General features: G+C 71.6%; 23 protein-coding genes. 16 read left to right on the forward strand and 7 right to left on the reverse strand.

The features are described from left to right. The first annotated feature begins 22 nt into the window (after window positions 1-22). Entirely contained in the window at window positions 23-601 is a 579-nt protein-coding gene (locus ABD466_RS04805) for a TetR/AcrR family transcriptional regulator (protein WP_344655685.1), read from the forward strand. Here ABD466_RS04805 and ABD466_RS04810 read toward each other — a convergent pair. Genes ABD466_RS04810 through ABD466_RS04825 form a run of 4 tightly spaced genes read right to left on the reverse strand, consistent with a single transcriptional unit; the run spans window position 591 to window position 5,179 of the window. Continuing rightward, the gene (locus tag ABD466_RS04810; RefSeq protein ID WP_344655686.1) at window positions 591-2,549 is read right to left on the reverse strand and encodes a serine/threonine-protein kinase; all 1,959 of its coding nucleotides are present in this window, start codon (window positions 2,547-2,549) and stop codon (window positions 591-593) included. The genes ABD466_RS04805 and ABD466_RS04810 overlap by 11 nt on opposite strands. A 53-nt stretch (window positions 2,550-2,602) precedes the next feature. Beyond that, a complete protein-coding gene (locus ABD466_RS04815; RefSeq protein WP_344655753.1) occupies window positions 2,603-3,547 on the reverse strand; it encodes an ABC transporter ATP-binding protein in 945 nt (314 codons plus the stop codon). Window positions 3,548-3,555: 8 nt separating this feature from the next. After that, entirely contained in the window at window positions 3,556-4,377 is an 822-nt protein-coding gene (locus tag ABD466_RS04820; RefSeq protein ID WP_344655687.1) for an ABC transporter permease, read from the reverse strand. After that, window positions 4,370-5,179 carry an ABC transporter permease gene (locus ABD466_RS04825; protein ID WP_344655688.1) on the reverse strand — a complete coding sequence of 270 codons (810 nt, stop codon included), beginning with the start codon at window positions 5,177-5,179 and terminating at the stop codon, window positions 4,370-4,372. Before ABD466_RS04825 ends, ABD466_RS04820 begins: the two co-directional genes overlap by 8 nt. Before the next feature lie 138 nt (window positions 5,180-5,317). On the opposite strand from ABD466_RS04825, the gene aroC reads away from it, so the two are divergent. Genes aroC through nusB form a run of 7 tightly spaced genes read left to right on the forward strand, consistent with a single transcriptional unit; the run spans window position 5,318 to window position 10,821 of the window. Then, the gene (aroC, locus tag ABD466_RS04830) at window positions 5,318-6,544 is read left to right on the forward strand and encodes a chorismate synthase (RefSeq protein WP_344655689.1); all 1,227 of its coding nucleotides are present in this window, start codon (window positions 5,318-5,320) and stop codon (window positions 6,542-6,544) included. Then, a complete protein-coding gene (locus ABD466_RS04835) occupies window positions 6,541-7,041 on the forward strand; it encodes a shikimate kinase (RefSeq protein WP_344655690.1) in 501 nt (166 codons plus the stop codon). The genes aroC and ABD466_RS04835 overlap by 4 nt, the downstream gene beginning before the upstream one ends. Beyond that, entirely contained in the window at window positions 7,038-8,168 is a 1,131-nt protein-coding gene (gene aroB, locus ABD466_RS04840; RefSeq protein WP_344655691.1) for a 3-dehydroquinate synthase, read from the forward strand. Before ABD466_RS04835 ends, aroB begins: the two co-directional genes overlap by 4 nt. Then, window positions 8,165-8,599 (forward strand): type II 3-dehydroquinate dehydratase, encoded by a 435-nt coding sequence (gene aroQ / locus ABD466_RS04845; protein ID WP_344655692.1) that lies wholly within the window; start codon window positions 8,165-8,167, stop codon window positions 8,597-8,599. The genes aroB and aroQ overlap by 4 nt, the downstream gene beginning before the upstream one ends. A 24-nt stretch (window positions 8,600-8,623) precedes the next feature. Next, window positions 8,624-9,763 carry an aminopeptidase P family protein gene (locus tag ABD466_RS04850; protein WP_344655693.1) on the forward strand — a complete coding sequence of 380 codons (1,140 nt, stop codon included), beginning with the start codon at window positions 8,624-8,626 and terminating at the stop codon, window positions 9,761-9,763. A 57-nt stretch (window positions 9,764-9,820) separates the two neighbouring features. After that, window positions 9,821-10,384, forward strand: coding sequence for an elongation factor P (gene efp / locus ABD466_RS04855; RefSeq protein ID WP_344655694.1), 564 nt, complete (start codon window positions 9,821-9,823; stop codon window positions 10,382-10,384). Further along, window positions 10,384-10,821 (forward strand): transcription antitermination factor NusB, encoded by a 438-nt coding sequence (gene nusB / locus ABD466_RS04860; protein ID WP_344655695.1) that lies wholly within the window; start codon window positions 10,384-10,386, stop codon window positions 10,819-10,821. Before efp ends, nusB begins: the two co-directional genes overlap by 1 nt. Before the next feature lie 82 nt (window positions 10,822-10,903). On the opposite strand, the gene ABD466_RS04865 is transcribed toward nusB, so the two are convergent. Both ABD466_RS04865 and ABD466_RS04870 read right to left on the reverse strand, forming a co-directional pair. Next, complete coding sequence (locus ABD466_RS04865; protein ID WP_344655696.1) at window positions 10,904-11,836, reverse strand: phosphotriesterase family protein; 933 nt, start codon at window positions 11,834-11,836, stop codon at window positions 10,904-10,906. After that, window positions 11,833-12,228 (reverse strand): carboxymuconolactone decarboxylase family protein, encoded by a 396-nt coding sequence (locus tag ABD466_RS04870; protein WP_344655697.1) that lies wholly within the window; start codon window positions 12,226-12,228, stop codon window positions 11,833-11,835. The genes ABD466_RS04865 and ABD466_RS04870 overlap by 4 nt, the downstream gene beginning before the upstream one ends. Before the next feature lie 84 nt (window positions 12,229-12,312). Here ABD466_RS04870 and ABD466_RS04875 point away from each other — a divergent pair, with 84 nt between their 5' ends. Beyond that, window positions 12,313-12,885, forward strand: a complete 573-nt coding sequence (locus ABD466_RS04875; RefSeq protein ID WP_344655698.1) for a CGNR zinc finger domain-containing protein — start codon at window positions 12,313-12,315, stop codon at window positions 12,883-12,885. A gap of 99 nt (window positions 12,886-12,984) precedes the next feature. Then, a complete protein-coding gene (locus tag ABD466_RS04880) occupies window positions 12,985-13,605 on the forward strand; it encodes an alpha/beta fold hydrolase (RefSeq protein WP_344655699.1) in 621 nt (206 codons plus the stop codon). A 67-nt stretch (window positions 13,606-13,672) separates the two neighbouring features. On the opposite strand, the gene bldD is transcribed toward ABD466_RS04880, so the two are convergent. Further along, on the reverse strand, window positions 13,673-14,224 hold the full coding sequence (bldD, locus tag ABD466_RS04885; protein WP_344655700.1) for a transcriptional regulator BldD: 552 nt from the start codon (window positions 14,222-14,224) through the stop codon (window positions 13,673-13,675). Window positions 14,225-14,555: 331 nt separating this feature from the next. Between bldD and pyrR the strand changes: the two genes are divergently transcribed. From pyrR to carB, 6 genes are read left to right on the forward strand one after another with little or no spacing between them, the layout of a single operon-like run. Next, window positions 14,556-15,125 carry a bifunctional pyr operon transcriptional regulator/uracil phosphoribosyltransferase PyrR gene (gene pyrR / locus ABD466_RS04890; RefSeq protein WP_344655701.1) on the forward strand — a complete coding sequence of 190 codons (570 nt, stop codon included), beginning with the start codon at window positions 14,556-14,558 and terminating at the stop codon, window positions 15,123-15,125. Beyond that, window positions 15,122-16,120, forward strand: coding sequence for an aspartate carbamoyltransferase catalytic subunit (locus ABD466_RS04895; RefSeq protein WP_344655702.1), 999 nt, complete (start codon window positions 15,122-15,124; stop codon window positions 16,118-16,120). Before pyrR ends, ABD466_RS04895 begins: the two co-directional genes overlap by 4 nt. After that, window positions 16,117-17,412, forward strand: a complete 1,296-nt coding sequence (locus tag ABD466_RS04900; protein ID WP_344655703.1) for a dihydroorotase — start codon at window positions 16,117-16,119, stop codon at window positions 17,410-17,412. Before ABD466_RS04895 ends, ABD466_RS04900 begins: the two co-directional genes overlap by 4 nt. Before the next feature lie 2 nt (window positions 17,413-17,414). Further along, window positions 17,415-17,990 (forward strand): PH-like domain-containing protein, encoded by a 576-nt coding sequence (locus tag ABD466_RS04905; protein WP_344655754.1) that lies wholly within the window; start codon window positions 17,415-17,417, stop codon window positions 17,988-17,990. Next, window positions 17,987-19,129 (forward strand): glutamine-hydrolyzing carbamoyl-phosphate synthase small subunit, encoded by a 1,143-nt coding sequence (gene carA / locus ABD466_RS04910; protein ID WP_344655704.1) that lies wholly within the window; start codon window positions 17,987-17,989, stop codon window positions 19,127-19,129. The genes ABD466_RS04905 and carA overlap by 4 nt, the downstream gene beginning before the upstream one ends. Window position 19,130: 1 nt before the next feature. Further along, entirely contained in the window at window positions 19,131-22,430 is a 3,300-nt protein-coding gene (gene carB / locus ABD466_RS04915) for a carbamoyl-phosphate synthase large subunit (RefSeq protein WP_344655705.1), read from the forward strand. Window positions 22,431-22,481: the final 51 nt, after the last annotated feature.

The following is a 22,481-nucleotide window of genomic DNA, read 5'->3' on the forward strand; positions in this document are numbered from 1 at the left end:
CGCCGAAGGGGAACCCCGTACCGTGCCGACCGGAATCGCCATCCGCGACCCCCGCGAGCAGCTCTTCGCCGCCGCCGAACGTGTGCTGCTCCGTTCCGGGACGGAAGCCCTGACCAGCCGCGCGGTCACGGAGGAGGCCGGAGTGGCGAAGGGGGTGCTGCACCGCCACTTCGCCGACTTCGACGCGTTCCTGACCGACTATGTGCTGGACCGCGCGCGGCGGGTGGCGGAGCTGGACGAGCGCCTTCGGGGGCGGGCCGGGCAGGGCGAGGTCGTCGACAACCTCACCGAGGCCGTCTACGAGCTCTTCAGCCCTCTGGCCACGAAGATCGTCGCCCTCATCGCGTTCCGGGACGGAGTCAGAGCACGACTGCGCGCGGCCGGGACGACCGGTGTCCCGGTGCTCGGGGAGGGGCAGCGGATGCTGGCCGGGTACCTGGAGGCGGAGCGGGGGCTGGGAAGGCTGGCGCCGGACACGGACGTCGACCTCATGGCCCTGATGCTGATCGGCACCGTGCACATGACCTACGCCGACCACGGCGACGTGCCGCCGGGGCCGGCGGAGGTGCGGCGGGTGGTGGCGGGCGTCGTCAGCCGATGACTTCGCAGTAGATGTCGACCGGTTGCGAGTTCGTGGTGCCGCTCTGGCCGTCGGCGTTCCACGTCACGACGACGGAGTCGGAGATCGACCTCGTGGTCCGCGCGCCGACTGAGAAGTCGCCCGAACTGGCGCCGTCGCCCGCGTTCAGCGATCCCTTGCCGCCGGTGCCGGCCTTCTGCAGGCGCCAGCTGTAGCTGATCGGGATCGTGGTCCCGGCCGGCAGCCCGCGAACGGTGAACGTGACCCGGTAGGTCGGCAGATCCGCCGGCGGGCACGGTTGGGCCGGGGCGCTCTTGACCAGCTCCAGCTGGGCGACGATCGTCACCGGGGCCGGCGTCGAGGACGACGACGTCGGGGTCGTCGGCGCGGGGGACGTCGGCGCCGAGGACGGCGAGGACGGCGAGCTCGGGGCCGGACCGGTGGGCGTCGGGACGCCGGCGGACGACGGCGGCGACGCCGGCGGCAGGATGTTCAGCGACGAGCTCGACGTCAGCGTCTTGAGCGTGGGCGTCGGCTTGGTGCTGCTCGAGGTCGTCGTCGGACTGGTCGGCGTCGGCGTGCCGGGCGTCGGCGCGTTGGTGCCGGCGGCGAGGGTCGACGACGGGGTTCCGCTGAGCGAGGCCGACGACGGCGCGGACACGGTGATGCCGGTGCTGCCCGCGACGGGGGCCTTGCCCGTGGTGTCGGAGCCGAACGCCATCGCCGCGAGGGCGCTGCCGATCACGGCGACGGCCGCCGCGGCGAGGCCGGCCTTGGTGCCGCGGCCGACGCGCTTCCAGGAGCGGCCCGGGTCTTCTTCGAAGCCTTCCGGTTCTTCGGGGCCTCCGATGCCGTCGAAGAAGTCGCCGTCGGGCTGCGGGAAGGCGCCGCCGCCCTGCTCGGGGCCGGCCGGGCCGCCGGAGCCGCCTCCGGCGCTGCCGGAGGAGAGCGGCCAGACGAAGACCGCCAGATCGCGGCGGCCCTGCTCCTCCCACTCGACGCCGTACTCGGAGATCGCGGCCTCTTCGAGTTCGGCGATGAACGTCGAGACGTCCGCCGGGCGCAGGCCCGCTTCCTTGGCCAGGCCGTGCGCCACCAGGCCGCGGACGGCGGGCGGGACGTCGGCGAGCGGGATCGGGGCGGTGCGGTGGAGTTCTTCGAGCTCGAAGACCGTGTCGGCGGCGTAGGGGACGTGGCCGGTGAGGCACTCGTAGAAGGAGGCGGTGACGGCGTAGATGTCCGTGACCGGCTCGGCCGGCGCGCCTTCCCACTGCTCGGGGGCCATGTAGGACGGAGTGCCGATGGCCGGCATCTCGGTTCCGGCCTTCTCGGCGATGCCGAAGTCGGCGAGCTTGCTGACACCGTCGGTGGTGAGGAGGACGTTGGAGGGCTTGTAGTCGCGGTGGACGATGCCCAGGCCGTGGGCGGCGTCGAGACCGAGGAGCGAGCCGCGCATGATGGACAGCGCGGCTTCGGGGGAGACCGGGCCGCGGGACTTCAGGACGCGGCGGAGGGTGGCGCCTTCGACGAGCTCCATGACGAGGGCGGCGCCGCGGACGGGGCCGTCGGAAGCCGTCGGTGGGGCGTCGGCGCCGTCGGGCGCGTCCGCCTCCTCGGACAGTGCGGACGCGTCGATGATCACGGTCGCCGCCGCCGGATCGGGCGTCGCGGGAGCCTCGGGCGCCGGAACCTCGGGCGCGGCGGCCTCGGGCGCGGCGGCCTCGGGTGCGTCGAAAGCTTCCACGTAGCGGTGGAAGCGCACCACGTTCGGGTGGTCCAGGCCGGCCAGCAGCTCGGCCTCGGCGCGGAAGCGTTCGAGGAAGGCTTCGTCGTCGAGGAACTTGCCGCTCAGATACTTGATCGCGACGGGGACGCCGGTGGCGTCCTCGACCGCCGACACCACCCGGCCGGTCGCGCCGGAGCCGAGGGACGCGGTCTCGGTGTAGCCGGGCACAGTCCAACCAGTCAACGTGCTTCCCCCCTGCTTCTGCAGCCACGCGCCAGTTTGCGCGAGACACCGTATCACCTGCAATAAAGCTGTCTGACGACGTCCTCGATGTCGGGTTCGCGGATCGAGACGTCGACGAGACCGTATCGGGACGCGATCGTGGCGATCAGCGCCGCGGCGTTGGTCTCGACGGGGAACGCCAGCCACTGGCGGCGCCCGTCGAGGCGGGTGACGACGGTGCCGGGGACGTCGATCGCGGGCCCCGGTGCGACGAGGTCGACGACCAGCGTGCGGTCGGCCGCCACGCGGGCGCGCAGGGCGGCGAGGTCGCCGTCGTAGGCGACCGTGCCGTGGTCGATGACGACGACACGGCGGCAGAGCCGCTCGATGTCGTCGAGGTCGTGGGTGGTGAGGACGATGGTCGTGCCGCGTTCGCGGTTCAGCTCGGCGAGGAAGTCGCGGACGACCATCTTGCTGGTGACGTCCAGGCCGATGGTGGGCTCGTCGAGGTAGAGGACGCTCGGGTCGTGGAGGAGGGCGGCGGTGAGGTCGCCGCGCATGCGCTGGCCGAGGGAGAGCTGGCGGACGGGGGTGTCGAGAAGCGGGCCCAGGTCGAGGAGGTCGACGTAGCGGGCGAGGTTCTCGCGGAAGCGGGCGTCGGGGATCGCGTACATGCGGTGCAGCAGTGCAAAGGAATCTCTTAGAGGGAGATCCCACCAGAGGGTGGTCCGCTGACCGAATACGACACCGATGCGGCGGGCCAGCTGCTTGCGGTCGCGGATGGGTTCCAGGCCTGCGACGCGGAGCCGACCGCCGGAGGGGGAGAGGATGCCGGTGAACATCTTGATGGAGGTGGACTTGCCGGCGCCGTTGGGACCGATATAGCCGAGGAGCTCGCCTTCGGGGACGGCGAGGTTGAGGTCGCGGACCGCCTCCACGGTGGTCCGTTCCCGTTTCAGGCGGCTGGTCTTCTTGCGGAGGGTATACGTCTTCGAGAGGCGTTCGGCTTCGATCAGCATGGTCACGGTCAGCTCCCGGTGGAACGGTGATGGCGCAACGCCCCGCGCCAAGCGAGCAAGGCCAGGCCCCACAATGCGGCCGCGAAAAGCGGCCCGGCGAAGCGGAACACCGAGGGCAGATCCAGGGGATCGGGATGGTCCAGGACGTACAGGGTGGGCTGCCAGTTCACGAAGCCCAGCGGGACTCCGAAAGTCAGGAACAGCATGAGGTTCCGGCCGTAGAGGGACAGTGGGTACGACGTCATGTACTGGCCGCCGTAGGTGACGACGTTCATCGCTTCGGAGGCGTCGGTCACCATGATCTGGAACGCTCCGACGAATATCCAGATCGCGCCGAAGACCGCGACGCCGGTGAGGAGCGTGTAGGGCACGAGCGCGGCCCTGAGCCAGGTCCAGCGGATGGGGGCCGTGACCAGGCCGGCCGTCATCGCACCGAACGCCGGGATCAGAGGGCAGAAGCGGCGGGGTGTGAACTGGTCGGCGAAGACCTGCGGGAGGACCGCTACGGGACGGACCAGCAGCGCGTCGAAGGTTCCCATGCGAATCCGTGCGCCGAGGTATTCAGTTCCGGTGAACAGGAGGTCGCTGGCGAAGAAGGCGGCCTGAGCGGTCCCGTAAAGGTAGAGCGCCTCAGACAGCGAAAAGCCGCCGAGCGACGGGACGTTGCCGTAGACCACGAGCAGCGCCGCCAACTCCAGCCCGGCGATGAGCGTCGCGTTCACCATCAGGAGGACCAGCGAGGCCCGGTACTGCATGGCGGAGCGGGCCCACATGCGCATCGCCGCGAGATAGGTCGTGACAGGACCCGGGGTGCCGGCCGGCTCAGCCACCTTGCACCACCAAGCGATGCCGGGCCCGTTTCGTGACGAGGCGGCCGAGAGCCAGGAGCGCCACCGCCCACGACGCTTCGAACAGGTAGGCCCCGAGCAGCGACGCCCCCGACAGCTTCCCGAGCAACGTGTTCACAGGCACGAGGATCACCGAGGCCCAGGGCAGCATCCTGGCGAGGGAGCCCAGCCATCCCGGGAACAACACCACGGGGACCGTCAAGCCGCCGAAGAACATCGTCAGCATGTTCATGAAGCCGGTGATGCCCTTTTCGTCGAGCAGCCAGAACGCCGACATCGCCGCGAGATAGCGCAGCGCGAAGCTCACGAAGACACCAAGGACGACGGCCACCAGGAAGGCGGCCCACACCCGGGGGTCGGCGGGCACCCGCAGCCGGAAGAGTAGGGCGCCTACCACGAAGGGCGGCAGGGCGCGGCCCACGACCGTGAAGGCGGCGCGGCCGATGTCCTGCGCGAGCCAGTAGGCCTGGAAGTCGACGGGGCGGAAGAGGTCGGTGCCGATGTCGCCGGAGCGGACGCGGGCGGGGATGTCGAGGTTGTTGGTGAGCAGCGACATCGGCCCGATCAGGGCCTGCGCGATGAAGGTGTAGGTGAGCACGTCGGCGAGGTCGTAGCCGCCGATGGCGGTCCGCTGGCGCCAGACGGCGGTGACGATGAGCGCCTTCACCGCGCCGAAGGCGGTGTTGGTGACGACACCGCCGAGCATGGCGCCCCGGTAGGTGACGTAGCGGCGGAAGGATTGACGCGCGACGAGGGTGTAGACGGGCACGGTCGTGTTCTTCACAGTCGTGTCCTTCCAGGGGCGAACTTGCGACTCTGCCAGGGCGTGGGGTGTGACGCAACGGGATTCGGCGGCCGCCGCCGGAGGTCCGATCTTCGGACACGGTCCGGCTCGTCAGGCGAGACATGGGAGAATCACGGCATGTCGCTACGCTGGCTCACCGCAGGGGAATCCCACGGTCCCGCGCTCACCGCAGTCCTGGAAGGGCTGCCCGCCGGGGTCGAGACGTCCACCAAGGCCATTGCCGACGCCCTGGCCCGGCGCCGGCTCGGTTATGGACGGGGCGCGCGGATGAAGTTCGAGCAGGACGAGGTCACCATCCTCGGCGGCGTGCGGCACGGCCTGACGCAGGGCGGGCCGGTGGCCATCCAGGTCGGCAACACCGAGTGGCCGAAGTGGGAGACGGTCATGGCGGCCGACCCGGTGCCCGACGACGTCCTCGAGGCTCAGGCGCGGAACGCGCCCCTCACCCGGCCGCGTCCCGGCCACGCCGACCTGGCCGGAATGCAGAAGTACGGTTTCGACGACGCCCGGCCGGTGCTGGAGCGGGCGTCGGCGCGGGAGACGGCCGCGCGGGTGGCGCTCGGCGAGGTGGCGCGCGACTTCCTGCGGCAGGCCATCGGGATCGAGCTGGTGTCCCACGTCGTGGGGCTGGGGGCGGCCGAGGCGCCGCGCGGGGTGGTGCCGCTGCCGTCGGACGTCGACCGGCTCGACGCGGACCCCGTCCGCTGCCTGGATTCCGAGGCCAGCGCGGCGATGGTCGCCCAGATCGACCAGGCCCACAAGGACGGCGACACGCTCGGCGGCGTGGTCGAGGTCCTCGCCTACGGACTGCCGCCCGGCCTGGGGTCGCACGTGCAGTGGGACCGGCGGTTGGACGCCAGGCTCGCCGCCGCGCTGATGGGCATCCAGGCCATCAAGGGCGTGGAGGTCGGCGACGGCTTCGAACTCGCCCGCATCCCCGGGTCGCAGGCGCACGACGAGATGGAGGTCGCCTCGCACGACCCGCTCGCGGTGCGGCGCCGGACCGGGCGCAGCGGGGGGACCGAGGGCGGCATGTCGACCGGCGAGGTCCTGCGGGTGCGGGCCGCGATGAAGCCGATCGCGACGGTGCCGAGGGCGCTGGGCACCGTCGACACCGCCACCGGCGAGCCGGCTGTCGCGCACCACCAGCGCTCCGACGTCTGCGCGGTCCCGGCGGCGGGCATCGTCGCCGAGGCGATGGTGGCGCTGGTGCTCGCCGACGCGGTGCTGGAGAAGTTCGGCGGCGACTCGGTCAAGGAGACGCGGCGCAACTACCAGGCCTACCTCGCCGGGCTGCCGGTGCGGGTCGCGGGGCCGGAGCACTCGGCGGGAGCGCAGGCATGAGCCCGGTCGTGGTGCTGGTCGGCGCGCCGGGGTCGGGGAAGTCGACGGTGGGGCGGCTGGTCGCCGAGCGGCTGGGGACCGGGTTCCGCGATTCCGACGAGGACATCGAGGCCGCCGCCGGCCGGAAGATCTCCGACATCTTCGTGGAGTACGGCGAGCCGCACTTCCGCGCGCTGGAGAAGGCCGCGGTGAAGGAAGCGCTGGCGAGTCACGACGGAGTGCTGGCCCTCGGCGGCGGTGCCGTCCTGGACGCCGACACGCGAGTGCTCCTGAAGGAGCACCGGGTCGCCTTCCTCGAAGTGACGCTGGCAGACGCCGCGTCGCGGGTGGGGCTCAACCGGGACCGGCCGTTGCTGCTGGGCAATGTGCGGGGCACCCTCCTCAAGCTCATGGACGAGCGCCGTCCCCTCTATGAGGAGGTCGCCGTTCTGACCGTCCGTACCGACCGCGAGCCCGAAGAGGTCGCGGCCGAGATCGTCGAAAGCCTGGAGAAGTGACCGAGACCCGTATCAAGGTCGGGGGCGAGGCCCCTTACGACGTCGTCGTCGGCAACGGCCTGCTTGCCGAACTTCCCTCGATGATCGGGCCCAAGGCGGCGCGGGTGGCGGTCGTCCACCCGCGCGCCCTGACGGCCACAGCCGAGGCCGTGCGCGACGACCTGGCCGAGCACGGCGGGTACCAGGCGCTGACCATCGAGGTGCCGGACGCGGAGGAGGCCAAGTCGGTTCACGTCCTGGCCTACATCTGGGAAGTGCTCGGCAAGTCCAACTTCACGCGGACCGACGCGATCGTGGGGCTCGGCGGGGGCGCGACCACCGACCTGGCCGGCTTCGCCGCGGCGACGTGGCTGCGGGGCGTGCGCGTGGTGCACCTGCCGACCACCCTGCTGGGCATGGTCGACGCCGCCGTGGGGGGCAAGACCGGCATCAACACCGCCGAGGGCAAGAACCTGGTCGGGGCGTTCCACCCGCCGGCCGGCGTGCTGTGTGATCTGGACACCCTGCAGACGCTGCCCCCGCACGACTTCGTCGCGGGGATGGCCGAGGTGGTGAAGTGCGGGTTCATCGCCGACCCGGAGATCCTGCGGCTGATCGAGTCCGACGTCGCGGGGGCCGGGCGGTTCGACGGGCCGCACACGCGGGAGCTGGTCGAGCGGGCCATCCAGGTCAAGGCGGAGGTGGTGTCCTCCGACCTGAAGGAGGCCGGCCGCCGGGAGATCCTCAACTACGGCCACACCCTGGGCCACGCGATCGAGCGCAACGAGCGTTACCGCTGGCGGCACGGTGCGGCGATCAGCGTCGGCATGGTCTTCGCCGCCGAGCTGGGGCGGCTGGCCGGACGGCTCGACGACGCCACCGCGGCCCGGCACCGCGAGATCCTGACCGAGCTCGGGCTGCCGACCGGCTACGACGCCCACGCCTGGCCCAAACTGCTGGACGCCATGCGGGTGGACAAGAAGTCCCGGGCCGACGTCCTCCGCTTCATCGTGCTGGACGGTCTGGCGAAGCCGTCGGTGCTGGAGGGTCCGGACCCGTCGCTGCTCGTCGCGGCGTACGGAGAGGTCGCCGAGGAGAGCGGTGCCGGGGGCCGCGGCCGGAACCCATCCCATGGAGTGGACCTGTGAGCAAGGTGCTGGTTCTCAACGGGCCCAACCTGGGCCGGCTCGGCAGCCGCGAGCCCGACGTCTACGGCTCCACGTCCTACGCCGGCCTGGTGAAGGCGTGCGAGGAGGCCGGCGCCGAGCTCGGCTTCGAGGTCGAGGTGCGGGAGACCAACGACGAGGGCGAGCTGGTCCGGTGGCTGCACGAGGCCGCCGACGGCCGGACGCCCGTCGTCATCAACCCGGGCGCGTTCACCCATTACTCCTACGCCCTTCGCGACGCCGCGGCCCAGCGCACCGCCCCGCTCATCGAGGTGCACATCTCCAACCCCTACGCGCGGGAGGCGTTCCGGCACACCAGCGTCATCGCGGCCGTGGCCTCGGGGACGATCGCCGGGTTCGGCGTCAACTCGTACCTGCTCGCACTGAGGGCCCTGTCTGAGCTGCCGGAGTGAGCCCGGCTTCGTAGTCTGGGGGGCATGACCGCAGACCGCACCGTCTCCGCCCCCGTCGTCATCGAACCCGACGCGTACGCCGCCCGCCGTGAGCGGCTGCGGTCCCGGCTGGAGGCGGTGGACGCGGACGCGGCGCTGGTGACCAAGCTGGTCAACGTCCGCTATCTCACCGGCTTCACCGGGTCCAACGGCGCGGTGCTGGTCACCAGGAACGGGGTCGTCTTCTGCACCGACTTCCGGTACGACACCCAGGCCGCGGCCGAGGTGCCGGACGTCGAACGGATCATCGTGCGGCACTGCGCGCCGGCGCTGGTCGAGCGGGCGGCGAAGGACGGGCTGCGGCGGATCGCGGTCGAGGAGCACGAGATCACGGTCGAGGAGCACCGGAAGCTGTCCGCGGAGCTCACCGCGGCCGCGCCGGCGGCGGTCCTGACCGGGCTCGGGCACGCGGTGGAGGAGTTGCGCCGGGTCAAGGACGAGCGGGAGATCGCCCTCATCCGGGAGGCGTGCGCGATCTCGGACCGGGCGCTGGCCGAGCTCACCGAGTCCATCCTGATCGGGCGCACCGAGCGGCACATCGCGCAGGAGCTGGAGCGGCGGATGACCGACCACGGGGCCGACGGGCGGGCCTTCGACACGATCGTGGCCTCCGGGCCCAACGCCGCGGTGCCGCACCACCGGCCCGGGGAGCGGCGGGTCGGCGAGGGCGAGTTCCTCAAGATCGACTTCGGAGCCCGCTACCAGGGCTACCACGCCGACATGACCCGGACCTTCGTGGTCGGCCGGGCGCCGGCGGACTGGCAGGTCGAGGTGTACGACCTGGTCTTCGCCGCCCAGAAGGCGGGGCGGCAGGCGCTGGCGCCGGGAGCGCGGTGCGCGGACGTGGACACCGCGGCCCGGTCGGTCATCGAGGCCGCCGGGTACGGGGAGTACTTCGGGCACGGCCTCGGACACGGCGTCGGCCTGGAGATCCACGAGGACCCGCGTCTCGGCGCAGGTCTGCCGGGTACACTGGATGATCGCACTCCGGTCACCGTCGAACCCGGGGTCTATCTGCCCGGCCGGGGCGGCGTCCGCATCGAGGACACGCTCGTGGTCAGGCCGAAGGCCGAGGGCGGTCCGGAGCTGCTCACCATTACCACCAAGGAACTGCTGGTGCTGTAGGCCGCCGACGGCCTTGCTCGCCAGGGCCGGCAGTCGGACGCAGGAGTACTCACCGACGTGGCGACCACGAACGATCTGAAGAACGGCCTGGTGCTCAACCTCGACGGACAGCTCTGGTCCGTTGTGGAATTCCAGCACGTCAAGCCGGGCAAGGGCCCCGCCTTCGTGCGCACCAAGCTCAAGCACGTGCTCTCGGGCAAGGTGGTCGACAAGACCTTCAACGCCGGTGTCAAGGTCGAGACCGCCAACGTCGACCGGCGCGACATGCAGTACCTCTACAAGGAGGGCGCCGACTACGTGTTCATGGACATGGACACGTACGACCAGCTGCACGTCAGCGGCGACGTCGTCGGCAACGCGGCGAACTTCATGCTCGAGGGCACCATGGCGCTGGTGGCCACGCACGACGGCACCCCGCTGTACGTCGAGCTCCCGGCCGCCGTCGAGCTCGTGATCGAGTACACCGAGCCGGGCCTGCAGGGCGACCGCTCCACCGGCGGCAACAAGCCGGCCAAGCTGGAGACCGGCTACGAGATCCAGGTGCCGCTGTTCCTCACCACCGGCGAGAAGGTCAAGGTCGACACCCGCGACGGTTCCTACCTCGGCCGCATCAGCAGCTGATGGCCTCCCCGCGCAGCAAGGCCCGGCAGCGGGCCCTGGAGATCCTCTTCGAGGCGGATCTGCGGGGCGTCGACCCGCGCACCGTCCTGGCCGACACCCAGGCCCGGGTGCGGGCCCAGGGGCCCGAGGGCACCATCCCGCAGGTGCAGCCGTACGCCGCGACCCTGGTCGAGGGCGTGCTGGAGCACGTCGACAAGATCGACGACCTGCTGGAGGAGCACAGCGAGGGCTGGGCGCTGGACCGGATGCCCACGGTGGACCGCAACGTGCTGCGGATCGGCGTCTACGAGCTGCTGTGGCAGGCCGACGTGCCGGACGCGGTGGTGCTGGACGAGGCGGTCTCGCTGGCCCGGCTGATGTCGACCGACGAGTCGCCGCAGTTCGTCAACGGACTGCTGGCGCGGATCGCCGAAGTCAAGGAGCGCACGACGCGCTAGCGTTCGGTCGCCCCACGACGCAGGGCCCGTTCCCCCGAGAATGCGGGGAACGGGCCCTTCCATGTGTTCCGGTCCGTCCGCCTCAGCCCCGCCAGTCCACGTCGAACGCGCGCGCCGGGTTCCGGAGGAAGAAGGCGTCGGCGGCCTCGGTCCCCAGCTCCCGGATCACGCGGGCCCTGATGCCGGTCAGCAGGAACGGGATGCCGGGACCGCCGCCGCTCGACCCGCGCGCGGCGGCGGTCGTCGTGTCCCCGCCGAGCAGGACCCGGTCGGCGTGGCCGGCCGCGACCAGGGCCGTGAGCAGGTCGAACAGACGCCAGTCGGTGGCGTGGTTCCCGCGGGAGGGCCCGTCGAAGCCGAGCCAGGCCCCGGCTTCGGCGGCCTCGCGGTGGGGCGCGGTGTCGGGGAAGCGGTTCAGGTGGCCGAGGATGATCGACGAGGCCGGGACGGCGTGCCGGCCGTGCAGCTCGTCCAGGACGCCCAGCGGGTGGGTGCCGCCCTCCAGGTGGACGGCGATGGTGGCGCCGGTCGCGTGGTGCGCGGCCGCCGCGGCCGCGAACACCGTCTGTGCGTGCGAGTCAAGGTGGTGGAAGTCCCCTGCGATCTTGATCAGGCCGGCGCGCGCGGGGAGCGGTTCGCCGTCCGGGTCCGCGTCGAGGCGCAGTCCCTCGGTGAGCTCCGCGACGAAGCGGTCCGCGAGCCCGTCCAGCAGGCGCGGGAGCACCTCCGGACGGTAGTTCGCGGCCTGGTGCAGGCCGGTGGCGGCGATGATGTGCACGCCGGCCGCCCGCGCGAGCGCCGGCAGTTCCTCCGCGCGGCGGTTCAGGCCCATCGGGGTCCACTGCGCGAGGGCCTGGCCGCCCGCCGCCGCGAACGCCCGGAGTTCGGCTTCGGCCGCCGGGACGTCGTCGAGCTCCTGGCCCGGCAGCTTCACCGAGGCGAAGAAGAGGTGATCGTGGGAGTCGGTGACGCCCAGCGCGTCGGGCGCGATGTCGCCGAGGACGGTGCGGATCACTTCGCGGCCTCCGCCTCGAACGCCGTGGCCGCGGCCCGCAGGCCGGCCAGCGCCTTCGGCACGCCGACGTACGGCGCCAGGTGCACGAACACCTCGACGATCTCCTCACGGCTCATGCCGATCCGCTCGCTGGCCTTCACGTGCCCGACCAGCTGCGGCTCCACGCCGCCGAGCGCGGTCAGTGCGGCCAGGTTCGCGATCTGCCGCTCGCGCAGGTCGAGCCCCGGGCGCTGGTAGGTGCCGCCGAACAGTGCTGTGACGATCCAGTCGGCGAAGCCCGGCGCCAGCCCCTCGAGCGCCGGCAGCGCGGCGCGCTGGGTCCGCTCGTCCTGCAGCACGTCGAGCAAGGCGTATCCGGCGTCGCGGTCCAGGGTCGCGGGTTCGAAGGGCATGGTGGTCCTCCCCAGAGTGTGTAACGGCTCAAGCGTTACGTGAGAACGTAGCAGATGTAACGGCGAAGGCGTTACCCTCATCGCATGGAGCCGATCCCCTTCCGCCTCGACACCGGCGCGACCTGGCTGAACCTGCTCGCGACGCGCGGCAGCGCCTTCGGCAAGCACCCGGTGGAGCGCATTCCCACGCCGGAACGGTTCGCGGACTGGCTGGAAGCGGTGGAGCTCACACCCGGTGCGCCGATCACCGCCGAGGATCTGGGCTTGGCGGTCTCCCTGCGAGAGACCCTGCGGCCGCTGGCACTGGCGGCCGCCACCGGAGAGGCACCGTCGCCCGGCGCGGCCCGCGACCTGATCGCCTTCCTGGAGGCTCACGACGACCCGCTGGACCTGGCGGCGGCTCCGGAGCCCCCGGGCCTGACCCGCGCCGCCCCGCCGACCGCCGCCTCCTCCCTCGCCCGCATCGCCCGCCAGGCCGCGGACCACCTGACCGGCCCCGAGCGCCACACCCTCAAGTCCTGCCCCGAAGCGGACTGCCGCGGCGTCTTCGCCGATCCCGAGGGCCGCCGCCGCTGGTGCCCCTCCCCGGCCTGCGCCAGCCGCGGCCGCGTCCGCGCCCACCGGGCCCGCAGACAGGCGGCCGCCGACCAGCGCTGACGCCCGCTGTCAGCCCCGTGTCAGCGCTATACCAGCCGCCCGCGCGACGGTGGACGCGGTGGGAATCCCGTCCCGCTGTGAGCAAGAGGGGGAGCGGCCATGCAGGCGAGCGCCGACGTGAACGGCCGAAAGATGTCCTACGAGACCACCGGCGAGGGCGACCCGGTGGTGGTGATCGGCGACCCCGCCGACCCCGCCGACTTCGGGCTGCTGAACGACTGGTTCCAGCTCCTCGCCCCCGACTGGGTCGGAGGAGCGGCCGACCTCGCCGATCCGTCGGTCGGTCAGCCGGTCCGTGGAGATCAGGCCACAGCCGGCCCGCTCGCCACCCTCGCCGCCTTCATCGAGAACCTCGACGTGGGACCGGTCCGCCTCATCGGCTGGGGCGAGGGCGCGTCGGCCGCGCTCCGCCTCGCGCTGGAGCGCCCGGACCTGGTTCGCCGGCTCGCGGTGATCGGTCCGCTGCCGACCGGCGACGGCCTCCCGTGCCGGGTGCGGCTGGCGGCCCTGGCCGCCATGACCACGCCGCTGCTGGTCCTGCAGGGCGATGACGAAGCTCTGGACGTCGCCCACAGTGCCGCGCTGACCAGGACGGTGCCGGACGGGCGGCTGGCGGTGCTGCCGGGGCCGTCACGGCTGCTGCCCGAGGGGCAGGCGGACCTGGCCGGGCTGATCCTGCTGGACTTCTTCGGGGCGGCGGGAATCCCCCGAACAGCCTAAAGCCCGCCGCGCGCCGGAGCGCGGGCGGGCTGAAAGCCTTGCCGGTAGGCGAGAGCGCCGAGGTGTTCTACGCCTCGTCCTCGTCGGCGAACCCGCCGGCGAAACCGCCGGACTCGCCGTCCTCGTCCGTGAACGGACGGGCCGCGGCCGGGTTCAGGACGTCCCACTCGGTGAGCATCTTGACCAGGTCGTTCGGGGCCATCTCGTAGATGACGCCGAGCGTCCGCAGGTCCTCGCCGCGGATGGTCATGACGCGGCCGTTCCAGTCGCCGCGCTGGCTCTGGATGCTGCCGACGTAGCGCAGCAGCGGACCGGCCTGCTCGACCGGCAGCGCCTTCAGGCGCTCGAGGTCGAGGACCAGCTTGCCGCCGGGCTCGTGGCTCGCGGACGACGGCGCGCCGGTGCCCGGCAGCAGCTCGTGGACCGGAACCCCGTAGAACTCGGCCAGCTCGGACAGGCGCTGCACGGTGACGGCCCGGTCGCCGCGCTCGTAAGAGCCGACGACGACAGCCTTCCAGCGCCCTTGCGACTTCTGCTCCACGCCGTGCAGGGACAGGCCCTGCTGGGACCGGATGGCGCGCAGTCGGACGCCCAGCGCTTTCGCGTACTCGGTGGACATGTAGCTCCCCATAGACACAACTGCGGCCTTACGTGTTCCCCTCGCCACACGGCTGGCACAGTTCAGCGGATCGGCAGTTCCCCGGTATGACCCGTTGGTGACTTAGCGTGACGGTACGCGCGCTTGTTCGTCTGCGCAAGTCCCATCACGGTCAAGACAACCGATGACTGCCGGTGGTCTGGTCCAATCAGCTTATGTCACTCAGAGCAGTGCTCCGCACTCGGATGGCGGAGTGCGGCTGCCGGACCACGGTGATCACCCTGGTAGAGTCGATGACGGCCGAGTCCTTTAACGATCTGTCCCGTGAGGCAGAGAAGGGGGTCTATTTCGTATGCCCGCAATACCGCAGGGTGCAAGAGCCGTCCTCGATGAGGCGGACATCTCCCGGGCGCTGACCCGGATAGCCCACGAGATCCTCGAACGCGCCAAGGGTGCCGAGGACGTCATGCTCCTGGGCATCCCGACCCGCGGCGCGGTCCTCGCCAAGCGCCTCGCCGCCCGCGTCGCCGACGTGGAGGGCACCACCGTCCCGGTCGGCTCGCTCGACGTCACCATGTACCGCGACGACCTGCGCCTGAAGCCGGCCCGCGCGCTGGAGCGCACCGAGATCCCGGACGAGGGGGTCGACGGCCGCCTGATCGTCCTGGTGGACGACGTCCTGTACTCCGGGCGCACCATCCGCGCCGCCCTGGACGCCCTGAACGACCTCGGCCGCCCGCGGGCCGTGCAACTGGCGGTCCTGGTCGACCGCGGCCACCGCGAGCTGCCGATCCGCGCCGACTACGTCGGCAAGAACCTGCCGACCTCGCAGCGCGAGAGCGTGAAGGTCCGGCTGCGCGAACACGACGGTGTGGAGCATGATGCCGTCTACCTGGGGATCGAGAGCGAGACGGTCATATGAGGCGCCACCTGTTGTCCACCGCCGATCTCTCCCGGGACGACGCCGTCCTGATCCTGGACACCGCCGAGGAGATCGCCCGGCTGTCGGCCCGGCCGATCAAGAAGCTGCCCACGCTGCGCGGCCGCACCGTGGTCAACCTGTTCTTCGAGGACTCGACCCGCACCCGGACCTCCTTCGAGGTCGCGGCCAAGCGGCTGAGCGCCGATGTGATCAATTTCTCCGCCAAGGGCTCCAGCGTCTCCAAGGGCGAGTCCCTGAAGGACACCGCGCTGACGCTGGAGGCCATGGGCGCCGACGCGGTCGTGGTCCGGCACAGCGCCTCCGGCGCCGCCTACCGGCTGGCCAACGCCGGCTGGACCTCCAGCCACGTGGTCAACGCCGGCGACGGCACCCACGAGCACCCCACCCAGGCCCTGCTCGACGCCTTCACCCTGCGCCGCCACCTCGGCGGCTTCGACGGCCGGCGGATCACCGTCGTCGGCGACGTCCTGCACTCCCGGGTCGCCCGCTCCAACGTGCACCTGCTGGCCACCCTCGGCGCGCGGGTGACGCTGGTGGCGCCGCCCACGCTGCTCCCGGTCGGGATCGGCAACTGGCCCTGCGAGGTCTCCTACGACCTGGACGCGGTGGTGCCGGACAGCGACGCGATCATGATGCTGCGCGTACAGCGCGAGCGGATGAACGGCGGTTTCTTCCCCACCCAGCGCGAGTACAGCCGCCGCTACGGCCTGGACGCCCAGCGCATGGCCCGGCTCCCGGACAAGGCGATCGTCATGCACCCCGGCCCGATGGTCCGCGGGATGGAGATCTCCGCCGAGGTCGCCGACTCCGACCGCTCGGTCATCGTCGAGCAGGTCGCCAACGGTGTCAGCGTCCGCATGGCCGTCCTCTACCTGCTGCTGTCCGGCAGCGAGTCCGCCATCGGCCCCGACGTCGCCGAGAACCTGTCCGCGGAAAACACCAAGAGAGCAGAGCAGAAGGGCGCCGCCGCGTGAGCACCACCACCTACCTGATCAAGAACGCGAGCATCCTGGGTGGCGACGCGGAAGACATCCTGGTGCGCGACGGAGTCATCGCAGAGGTCGGATCTGTCGCGGCCGCCGAGGGCGCCGTTGAGATCGACGCCACCGGCCTGATCGCCCTGCCGGGCCTGGTCGACCTGCACACCCACCTGCGCGAGCCCGGCCGCGAGGACGCCGAGACGGTCGAGACCGGCACCCGCGCCGCCGCCCTCGGCGGGTTCACCGCCGTGCACGCCATGGCCAACACCGACCCGGTCGCCGACACCGCCGGCGTCGTCGAGCAGGTCTGGCGCCTGGGCCGGGAGGCCGGGTTCTGCGACGTCTTCCCGGTCGGCGCGGTCACCGTCGGCCTGGGCGGCGAGCGCCTGGCCGAACTCGGCGCGATGGCCGACTCCGCCGCCCGCGTCCGGATGTTCTCCGACGACGGCAAGTGCGTCTCCGACGCGAACCTGATGCGGCGCGCGCTGGAGTACGTGAAGGCCTTCGACGGCGTCGTCGCGCAGCACGCGCAGGAGCCGCGGCTGACCGAGGGCGCGCAGATGAACGAGGGCGAGCTGTCCGGCGTCCTGGGCCTGGCCGGCTGGCCGGCGGTCGCCGAGGAGGCGATCATCGCCCGCGACATCCTGCTGGCCGCGCACACCCAGTCCCGCCTGCACGTCTGCCACGTCTCCACGGCCGGCTCGGTCGAGCTGATCCGCTGGGCCAAGGCCAAGGGCTGGCCGGTGACCGCCGAGGTCACCCCGCACCACCTGATCCTGACCGAGGACCTGGTCAAGGGCTACGACCCGATCTACAAGGTGAACCCGCCGCTGCGCACCGCCGCGGACGTCGAGGCGCTGCGCGCCGGCCTGGCCGACGGCACGATCGACGCCGTGGCCACCGACCACGCCCCGCACCCGCAGGAGGACAAGGACTGCGAGTGGGCCGCGGCCGCCATGGGCATGCTCGGCCTGGAGACCGCGCTGTCGATCGTCCAGGACACCATGGTCGACAGCGGCCTGATGACCTGGGAGGAGGTCGCCGACCGGATGTCGGTGCGGCCGGCCCGCATCGGCCAGGTCGACGACCGGCACGGCCGCCCGATCGCCGCCGGCGAGCCCGCCAACCTGGTGCTCGTCGACCCGCGGGCGCGGCGGACCGTGGACCGCACCGCGCTGGCCTCGCTGTCGCAGAACACCCCGTATCAGGGGATGGAGCTGCCGGGCGCGGTCGTCGCCACCTTCCTGCGGGGGACCGCGACGGTGCTCGACGGGAAGCTCGCGTGACCATGGACAACCTGAACTACCCGCACTCCGCGGCCTTCCTGGCCGCCAAGCACTCCGCGCCCGTCACCCACATCGGCGAGCGGATCCTGTGGACCGTCGTCACCCTCGTCGTGCTGGCCGGCATCTACCTGCTGATGTGGCGCGGGTGGAAGAAGCGCCAGGCCCGGCAGGCCGACGTGCCGCCGCTGAACGAGGTGCCCGAAGGGGCGTTCACCGGCGAGGGCGTCGAGGCCGTCTACGTGTCCACGACCTCCGAGGGCGACTGGCTCGACCGGATCGCCGTGCACAGCCTGGGCCAGCGCAGCAACGCCCTGGTCCACGTCGCCCCGCGCGGTGTCCTGATCGACCGTGAGGGCGCCTCCGACGTCTTCATCCCGGCCGCGGCGGTCCGCGGCGTCCGCCTCGCCACCGGCATGGCCGGCAAGTACCTCCGCGAGGAGGGGCTGGTCGTCATCACCTGGCAGCACGGTGACCGCACGCTGGACACCGGCCTCAAGCCCCGGCACGGGACTGGTGAACTGGTCCAGGCGCTCGAGGCCCACTTCGCGGTAAGCACAACAGAAAGGCCGTCCGAATGAGCATGCGACCCCCGGCGATCCTGGTCCTGGAGGACGGGCGGACCTTCCGCGGCGACGCGTACGGCGCGGTCGGCGAGACCTACGGCGAGGCGGTCTTCACCACCGGCATGACCGGCTACCAGGAGACCCTCACCGACCCCTCCTACCACCGGCAGGTCGTCGTGATGACGGCGCCGCACATCGGCAACACCGGCGTCAACGACGAGGACCCGGAGTCCCGGCAGATCTGGGTCGCCGGCTACGTGGTGCGCGATCCCAGCCGGATCGCCTCCAACTGGCGCTCGCAGCGCACGCTGGACGAGGAGCTGCAGGACCAGGGCATCGTCGGGATCTCCGGCGTCGACACCCGCGCCATCACCCGGCACCTGCGCGAGCGCGGTGCGATGCGCTGCGGCGTGTTCTCCGGCGAGGCGGCTTCGGCCGACCCGACGGCGCTGGTCGACAAGGTGAAGGCGAGCCCGGAGATGGCCGGGGCCGACCTGGTCGGTGACGTCACCACCAAGCAGGGCTACGTGGTCGACCCGATCGGCGAGCACAAGTTCACCGTGGCGGCCTACGACCTCGGTATCAAGTCCATGACACCGCACCGGATGGCCGAGCGCGGCGCCCGGGTGCACGTGCTGCCCGCCACCGCGACCCTGGAGGACGTCCTGGCGCTGAACCCGGACGGCTTCTTCATGAGCAACGGCCCCGGCGACCCGGAGACCACCGAGGAGACGATGGTCCCGATCGTCCGGGCGGTCCTGGAGCGCCGCATCCCGGTGTTCGGGATCTGCTTCGGCAACCAGATCCTCGGCAAGGCGTTCGGCTTCGGCACCTACAAGCTGAAGTACGGCCACCGCGGCATCAACCAGCCGGTGCAGGACCGCGCCACCGGCAAGGTCGAGGTCACCGCGCACAACCACGGGTTCGCCGTGGACGCCCCGCTGGACCGGGTCTCCGAGACGCCGTTCGGCCGGGTCGAGGTCTCCCACGTGTGCCTGAACGACGACGTGGTCGAGGGCCTGAAGGCGCTCGACGTCCCGGCCTTCAGCGTGCAGTACCACCCGGAGGCGGCGGCCGGACCGCACGACGCCGCCTACCTGTTCGACCGATTCGCCGATCTCATGGCCGAGAACAAGAAGAAGGGCCAGAGCTGAGATGCCGAAGCGCCAAGACCTGAAGTCCGTCCTCGTCATCGGCTCCGGCCCGATCGTCATCGGGCAGGCCGCCGAGTTCGACTACTCCGGCACCCAGGCCTGCCGCGTGCTGCGCAGTGAGGGCCTGCGCGTGATCCTGGTGAACTCCAACCCGGCGACGATCATGACCGACCCGGAGGTCGCCGACGCCACTTACGTCGAGCCGATCACCCCGGAGTTCGTCGAAAAGATCATCGCCAAGGAACGCCCGGACGCGCTGCTGCCCACCCTGGGCGGCCAGACCGCGCTGAACACCGCGGTCGCGCTCGCCGAGAACGGCGTGCTCGACAAGTACAACGTCGAGCTCATCGGCGCGAACATCGCCGCGATCCAGTCCGGCGAGGACCGCGAGAAGTTCAAGCAGATCGTCGACAAGATCGGCGCCGAGTCCGCGCGCTCGGTGATCTGCCACTCCATGGACGACTGCCTGGCGGGCGTCGAGCAGCTCGGCGGCTACCCGGTCGTGGTCCGGCCCTCGTTCACGATGGGCGGCGCCGGCTCGGGCTTCGCGCACGACGAGGAGGAGCTGCGCCGCATCGCCGGCACCGGCCTGGCCCTGTCGCCGACCACCGAGGTGCTCCTGGAGGAGTCCATCCTCGGCTGGAAGGAGTACGAGCTGGAGCTGATGCGCGACAAGCACGACAACGTCGTCGTGGTCTGCTCCATCGAGAACTTCGACCCGATGGGCGTGCACACCGGCGACTCGATCACCGTCGCGCCGGCCATGACCCTGACCGACCGCGAGTACCAGAGGCTGCGGGACATCGGCATCGCCGTGATCCGCGCGGTCGGCGTCGACACCGGCGGCTGCAACATCCAGTTCGCGGTCAACCCGGCCGACGGCCGGATCATCGTGATCGAGATGAACCCGCGGGTCTCCCGCTCCTCGGCGCTGGCGTCCAAGGCCACCGGCTTCCCGATCGCCAAGATCGCCGCCCGGCTGGCCGTCGGCTACACCCTGGACGAGATCCCGAACGACATCACCCGCGAGACCCCGGCCTCGTTCGAGCCGGCGCTGGACTACGTCGTGGTGAAGGTGCCGCGGTTCGCCTTCGAGAAGTTCCCGGTCGCCGACAGCACCCTGACCACCACCATGAAGTCGGTCGGCGAGGCCATGGCCATCGGCCGCTCCTTCCCCGAGGCGCTGCAGAAGGCGCTGCGCTCGCTGGAGCGCAAGGGCTCGGAGTTCACCTGGGTGGGCCCGATCCGCGACAAGGCCACCGTCCTGGCCGAGGCCGCGCGGCCCACCGACGGCCGGATCAACCTGCTGGTCGAGGCCTACCGCGCCGGCGCCTCCATCTCCGAGCTGCACGAGGCCACCAAGATCGATCCCTGGTTCCTGGACCAGGTGCTGCTGATCCACGAGACCGCGTGCGAGCTGCGGGACGCCGAGCGGCTCTCGCCCGAGCTGCTGCACCGGGTCAAGCGCACGGGCTTCTCGGACAAGCAGATCGCCGAGATCCGGAGCCTGTCCGAGCCGGTGGTCCGCGAGCTGCGGCACTCGCTCGGGGTGCGGCCGGTCTACAAGACGGTCGACACCTGCGCCGCCGAGTTCGCCGCGCGCACGCCCTACCACTACTCCTCCTACGACGAGGAGACCGAGGTCGAGCCGCGCGACAAGGCCGCGGTGATCATCCTGGGCTCCGGGCCGAACCGGATCGGGCAGGGCATCGAGTTCGACTATTCCTGCGTGCACGCCTCGTTCGCGCTGCGGGACGCCGGCTACGAGACCGTGATGGTCAACTGCAACCCGGAGACCGTCTCCACCGACTACGACACCTCCGACCGGCTCTACTTCGAGCCGCTCACCCTGGAGGACGTGCTGGAGATCGTCGACGCCGAGCGCGCCGCCGGACCGGTGGCCGGCGTCGTGGTGCAGCTCGGCGGGCAGACGCCGCTGGGCCTGGCGCAGGCGCTGAAGGACGCCGGGGTGCCGGTGGTCGGCACCTCGCCGGAGGCGATCCACCTGGCCGAGGACCGCGGCGCCTTCGGGCGGGTGCTGGCCGAGGCCGGGCTGCCCGCCCCCAAGCACGGCACCGCGTTCTCCTTCGCCGAGGCCAAGGCCATCGCCGACGAGATCGGCTACCCGGTGCTGGTGCGGCCGTCCTACGTGCTCGGCGGGCGCGGCATGGAGATCGTCTACGACGAGACCATGCTGCGGGACTACATCGGCCGCGCCACCGAGATCTCGCCGGAGCACCCGGTGCTGGTCGACCGGTTCCTCGACGACGCGATCGAGATCGACGTCGACGCCCTGTACGACGGCGAGGAGCTCTACCTCGGCGGCGTGATGGAGCACATCGAGGAGGCCGGCATCCACTCCGGCGACTCGGCGTGCGCGCTGCCGCCGATCACCCTGGGCGGGCACGACGTCAAGCGGCTGCGGGCCTCCACCGAGGCGATCGCGCGCGGCGTCGGCGTGCGGGGCCTGATCAACATCCAGTACGCGCTGGCCGGGGACATCCTCTACGTGCTGGAGGCCAACCCGCGCGCCTCGCGCACGGTGCCGTTCGTGGCCAAGGCCACCGCGGTGCCGCTGGCCAAGGCCGCCGCCCGGATCGGGATGGGCGCCACCGTGGCCCAGCTGCGCGCCGAGGGCCTGCTGCCCCGGGAGGGCGACGGCGGCACGCTGCCGTCGGACTCGCCGATCTCGGTGAAGGAGGCGGTCATGCCGTGGTCCCGCTTCCGGACCCGGGACGGCCAGGGCGTGGACGTCATCCTCGGCCCGGAGATGCGCTCCACCGGCGAGGTCATGGGCATCGACGCCGACTTCGGCAAGGCCTTCGCCAAGTCGCAGGCCGGCGCCTACGGCTCGCTGCCGCTCAAGGGCCGGGCCTTCGTCTCGGTCGCCAACCGCGACAAGCGCTCCATGGTGTTCCCGGTCAAGGCCCTGCACGACCTCGGGTTCGAGATCCTGGCCACCGACGGCACCGCCGACGTGCTGCGGCGCAACGGCATCCCGGCCACCACGGTGCGCAAGCTGTCGCAGGGCACCGGCCCGGACGGCGAGCCGACCATCGTGCAGATGATCGTCGACGGCGACATCGACCTGATCGTGAACACCCCGTTCGGGGTGGGCTCGCGCCTGGACGGCTACGAGATCCGGACCGCGGCGGTGCAGGCCGGCAAGCCGTGCATCACCACGGTCCAGGGCTTCGCCGCGGCGGTGCACGGGATCGAGGCGCTCCAGCGCGGCGAGATCGAGATCGGGTCGCTGCAGGAGTACGCCGAGAAGATCAACGCCTCGCGCGCCGAGGGCTGAGGCCTCTGCCCGCCGCCCCGCGCGGGGCGGCGGGCGCCCGCGACCGCTGTC

The organism is Catenulispora subtropica, assembly GCF_039531675.1.
GTDB classification, from domain to species: domain Bacteria; phylum Actinomycetota; class Actinomycetes; order Streptomycetales; family Catenulisporaceae; genus Catenulispora; species Catenulispora subtropica.

What these genes read in the sequence shown, in the direction of transcription:
- ABD466_RS04815 (WP_344655753.1), bottom strand. Translation starts at nt 3,547, where the DNA reads ATGCTGATCGAAGCCGAACGCCTCTCGAAGACGTATACCCTCCGCAAG.
- aroC (WP_344655689.1), top strand. Translation starts at nt 5,318, where the DNA reads ATGTCGCTACGCTGGCTCACCGCAGGGGAATCCCACGGTCCCGCGCTC.
- ABD466_RS04835 (WP_344655690.1), top strand. Translation starts at nt 6,541, where the DNA reads ATGAGCCCGGTCGTGGTGCTGGTCGGCGCGCCGGGGTCGGGGAAGTCG.
- ABD466_RS04850 (WP_344655693.1), top strand. Translation starts at nt 8,624, where the DNA reads ATGACCGCAGACCGCACCGTCTCCGCCCCCGTCGTCATCGAACCCGAC.
- nusB (WP_344655695.1), top strand. Translation starts at nt 10,384, where the DNA reads ATGGCCTCCCCGCGCAGCAAGGCCCGGCAGCGGGCCCTGGAGATCCTC.
- ABD466_RS04870 (WP_344655697.1), bottom strand. Translation starts at nt 12,228, where the DNA reads ATGCCCTTCGAACCCGCGACCCTGGACCGCGACGCCGGATACGCCTTG.
- ABD466_RS04875 (WP_344655698.1), top strand. Translation starts at nt 12,313, where the DNA reads ATGGAGCCGATCCCCTTCCGCCTCGACACCGGCGCGACCTGGCTGAAC.
- ABD466_RS04880 (WP_344655699.1), top strand. Translation starts at nt 12,985, where the DNA reads ATGCAGGCGAGCGCCGACGTGAACGGCCGAAAGATGTCCTACGAGACC.
- bldD (WP_344655700.1), bottom strand. Translation starts at nt 14,224, where the DNA reads ATGTCCACCGAGTACGCGAAAGCGCTGGGCGTCCGACTGCGCGCCATC.
- pyrR (WP_344655701.1), top strand. Translation starts at nt 14,556, where the DNA reads ATGCCCGCAATACCGCAGGGTGCAAGAGCCGTCCTCGATGAGGCGGAC.
- ABD466_RS04895 (WP_344655702.1), top strand. Translation starts at nt 15,122, where the DNA reads ATGAGGCGCCACCTGTTGTCCACCGCCGATCTCTCCCGGGACGACGCC.
- ABD466_RS04905 (WP_344655754.1), top strand. Translation starts at nt 17,415, where the DNA reads ATGGACAACCTGAACTACCCGCACTCCGCGGCCTTCCTGGCCGCCAAG.
- carA (WP_344655704.1), top strand. Translation starts at nt 17,987, where the DNA reads ATGAGCATGCGACCCCCGGCGATCCTGGTCCTGGAGGACGGGCGGACC.
- carB (WP_344655705.1), top strand. Translation starts at nt 19,131, where the DNA reads ATGCCGAAGCGCCAAGACCTGAAGTCCGTCCTCGTCATCGGCTCCGGC.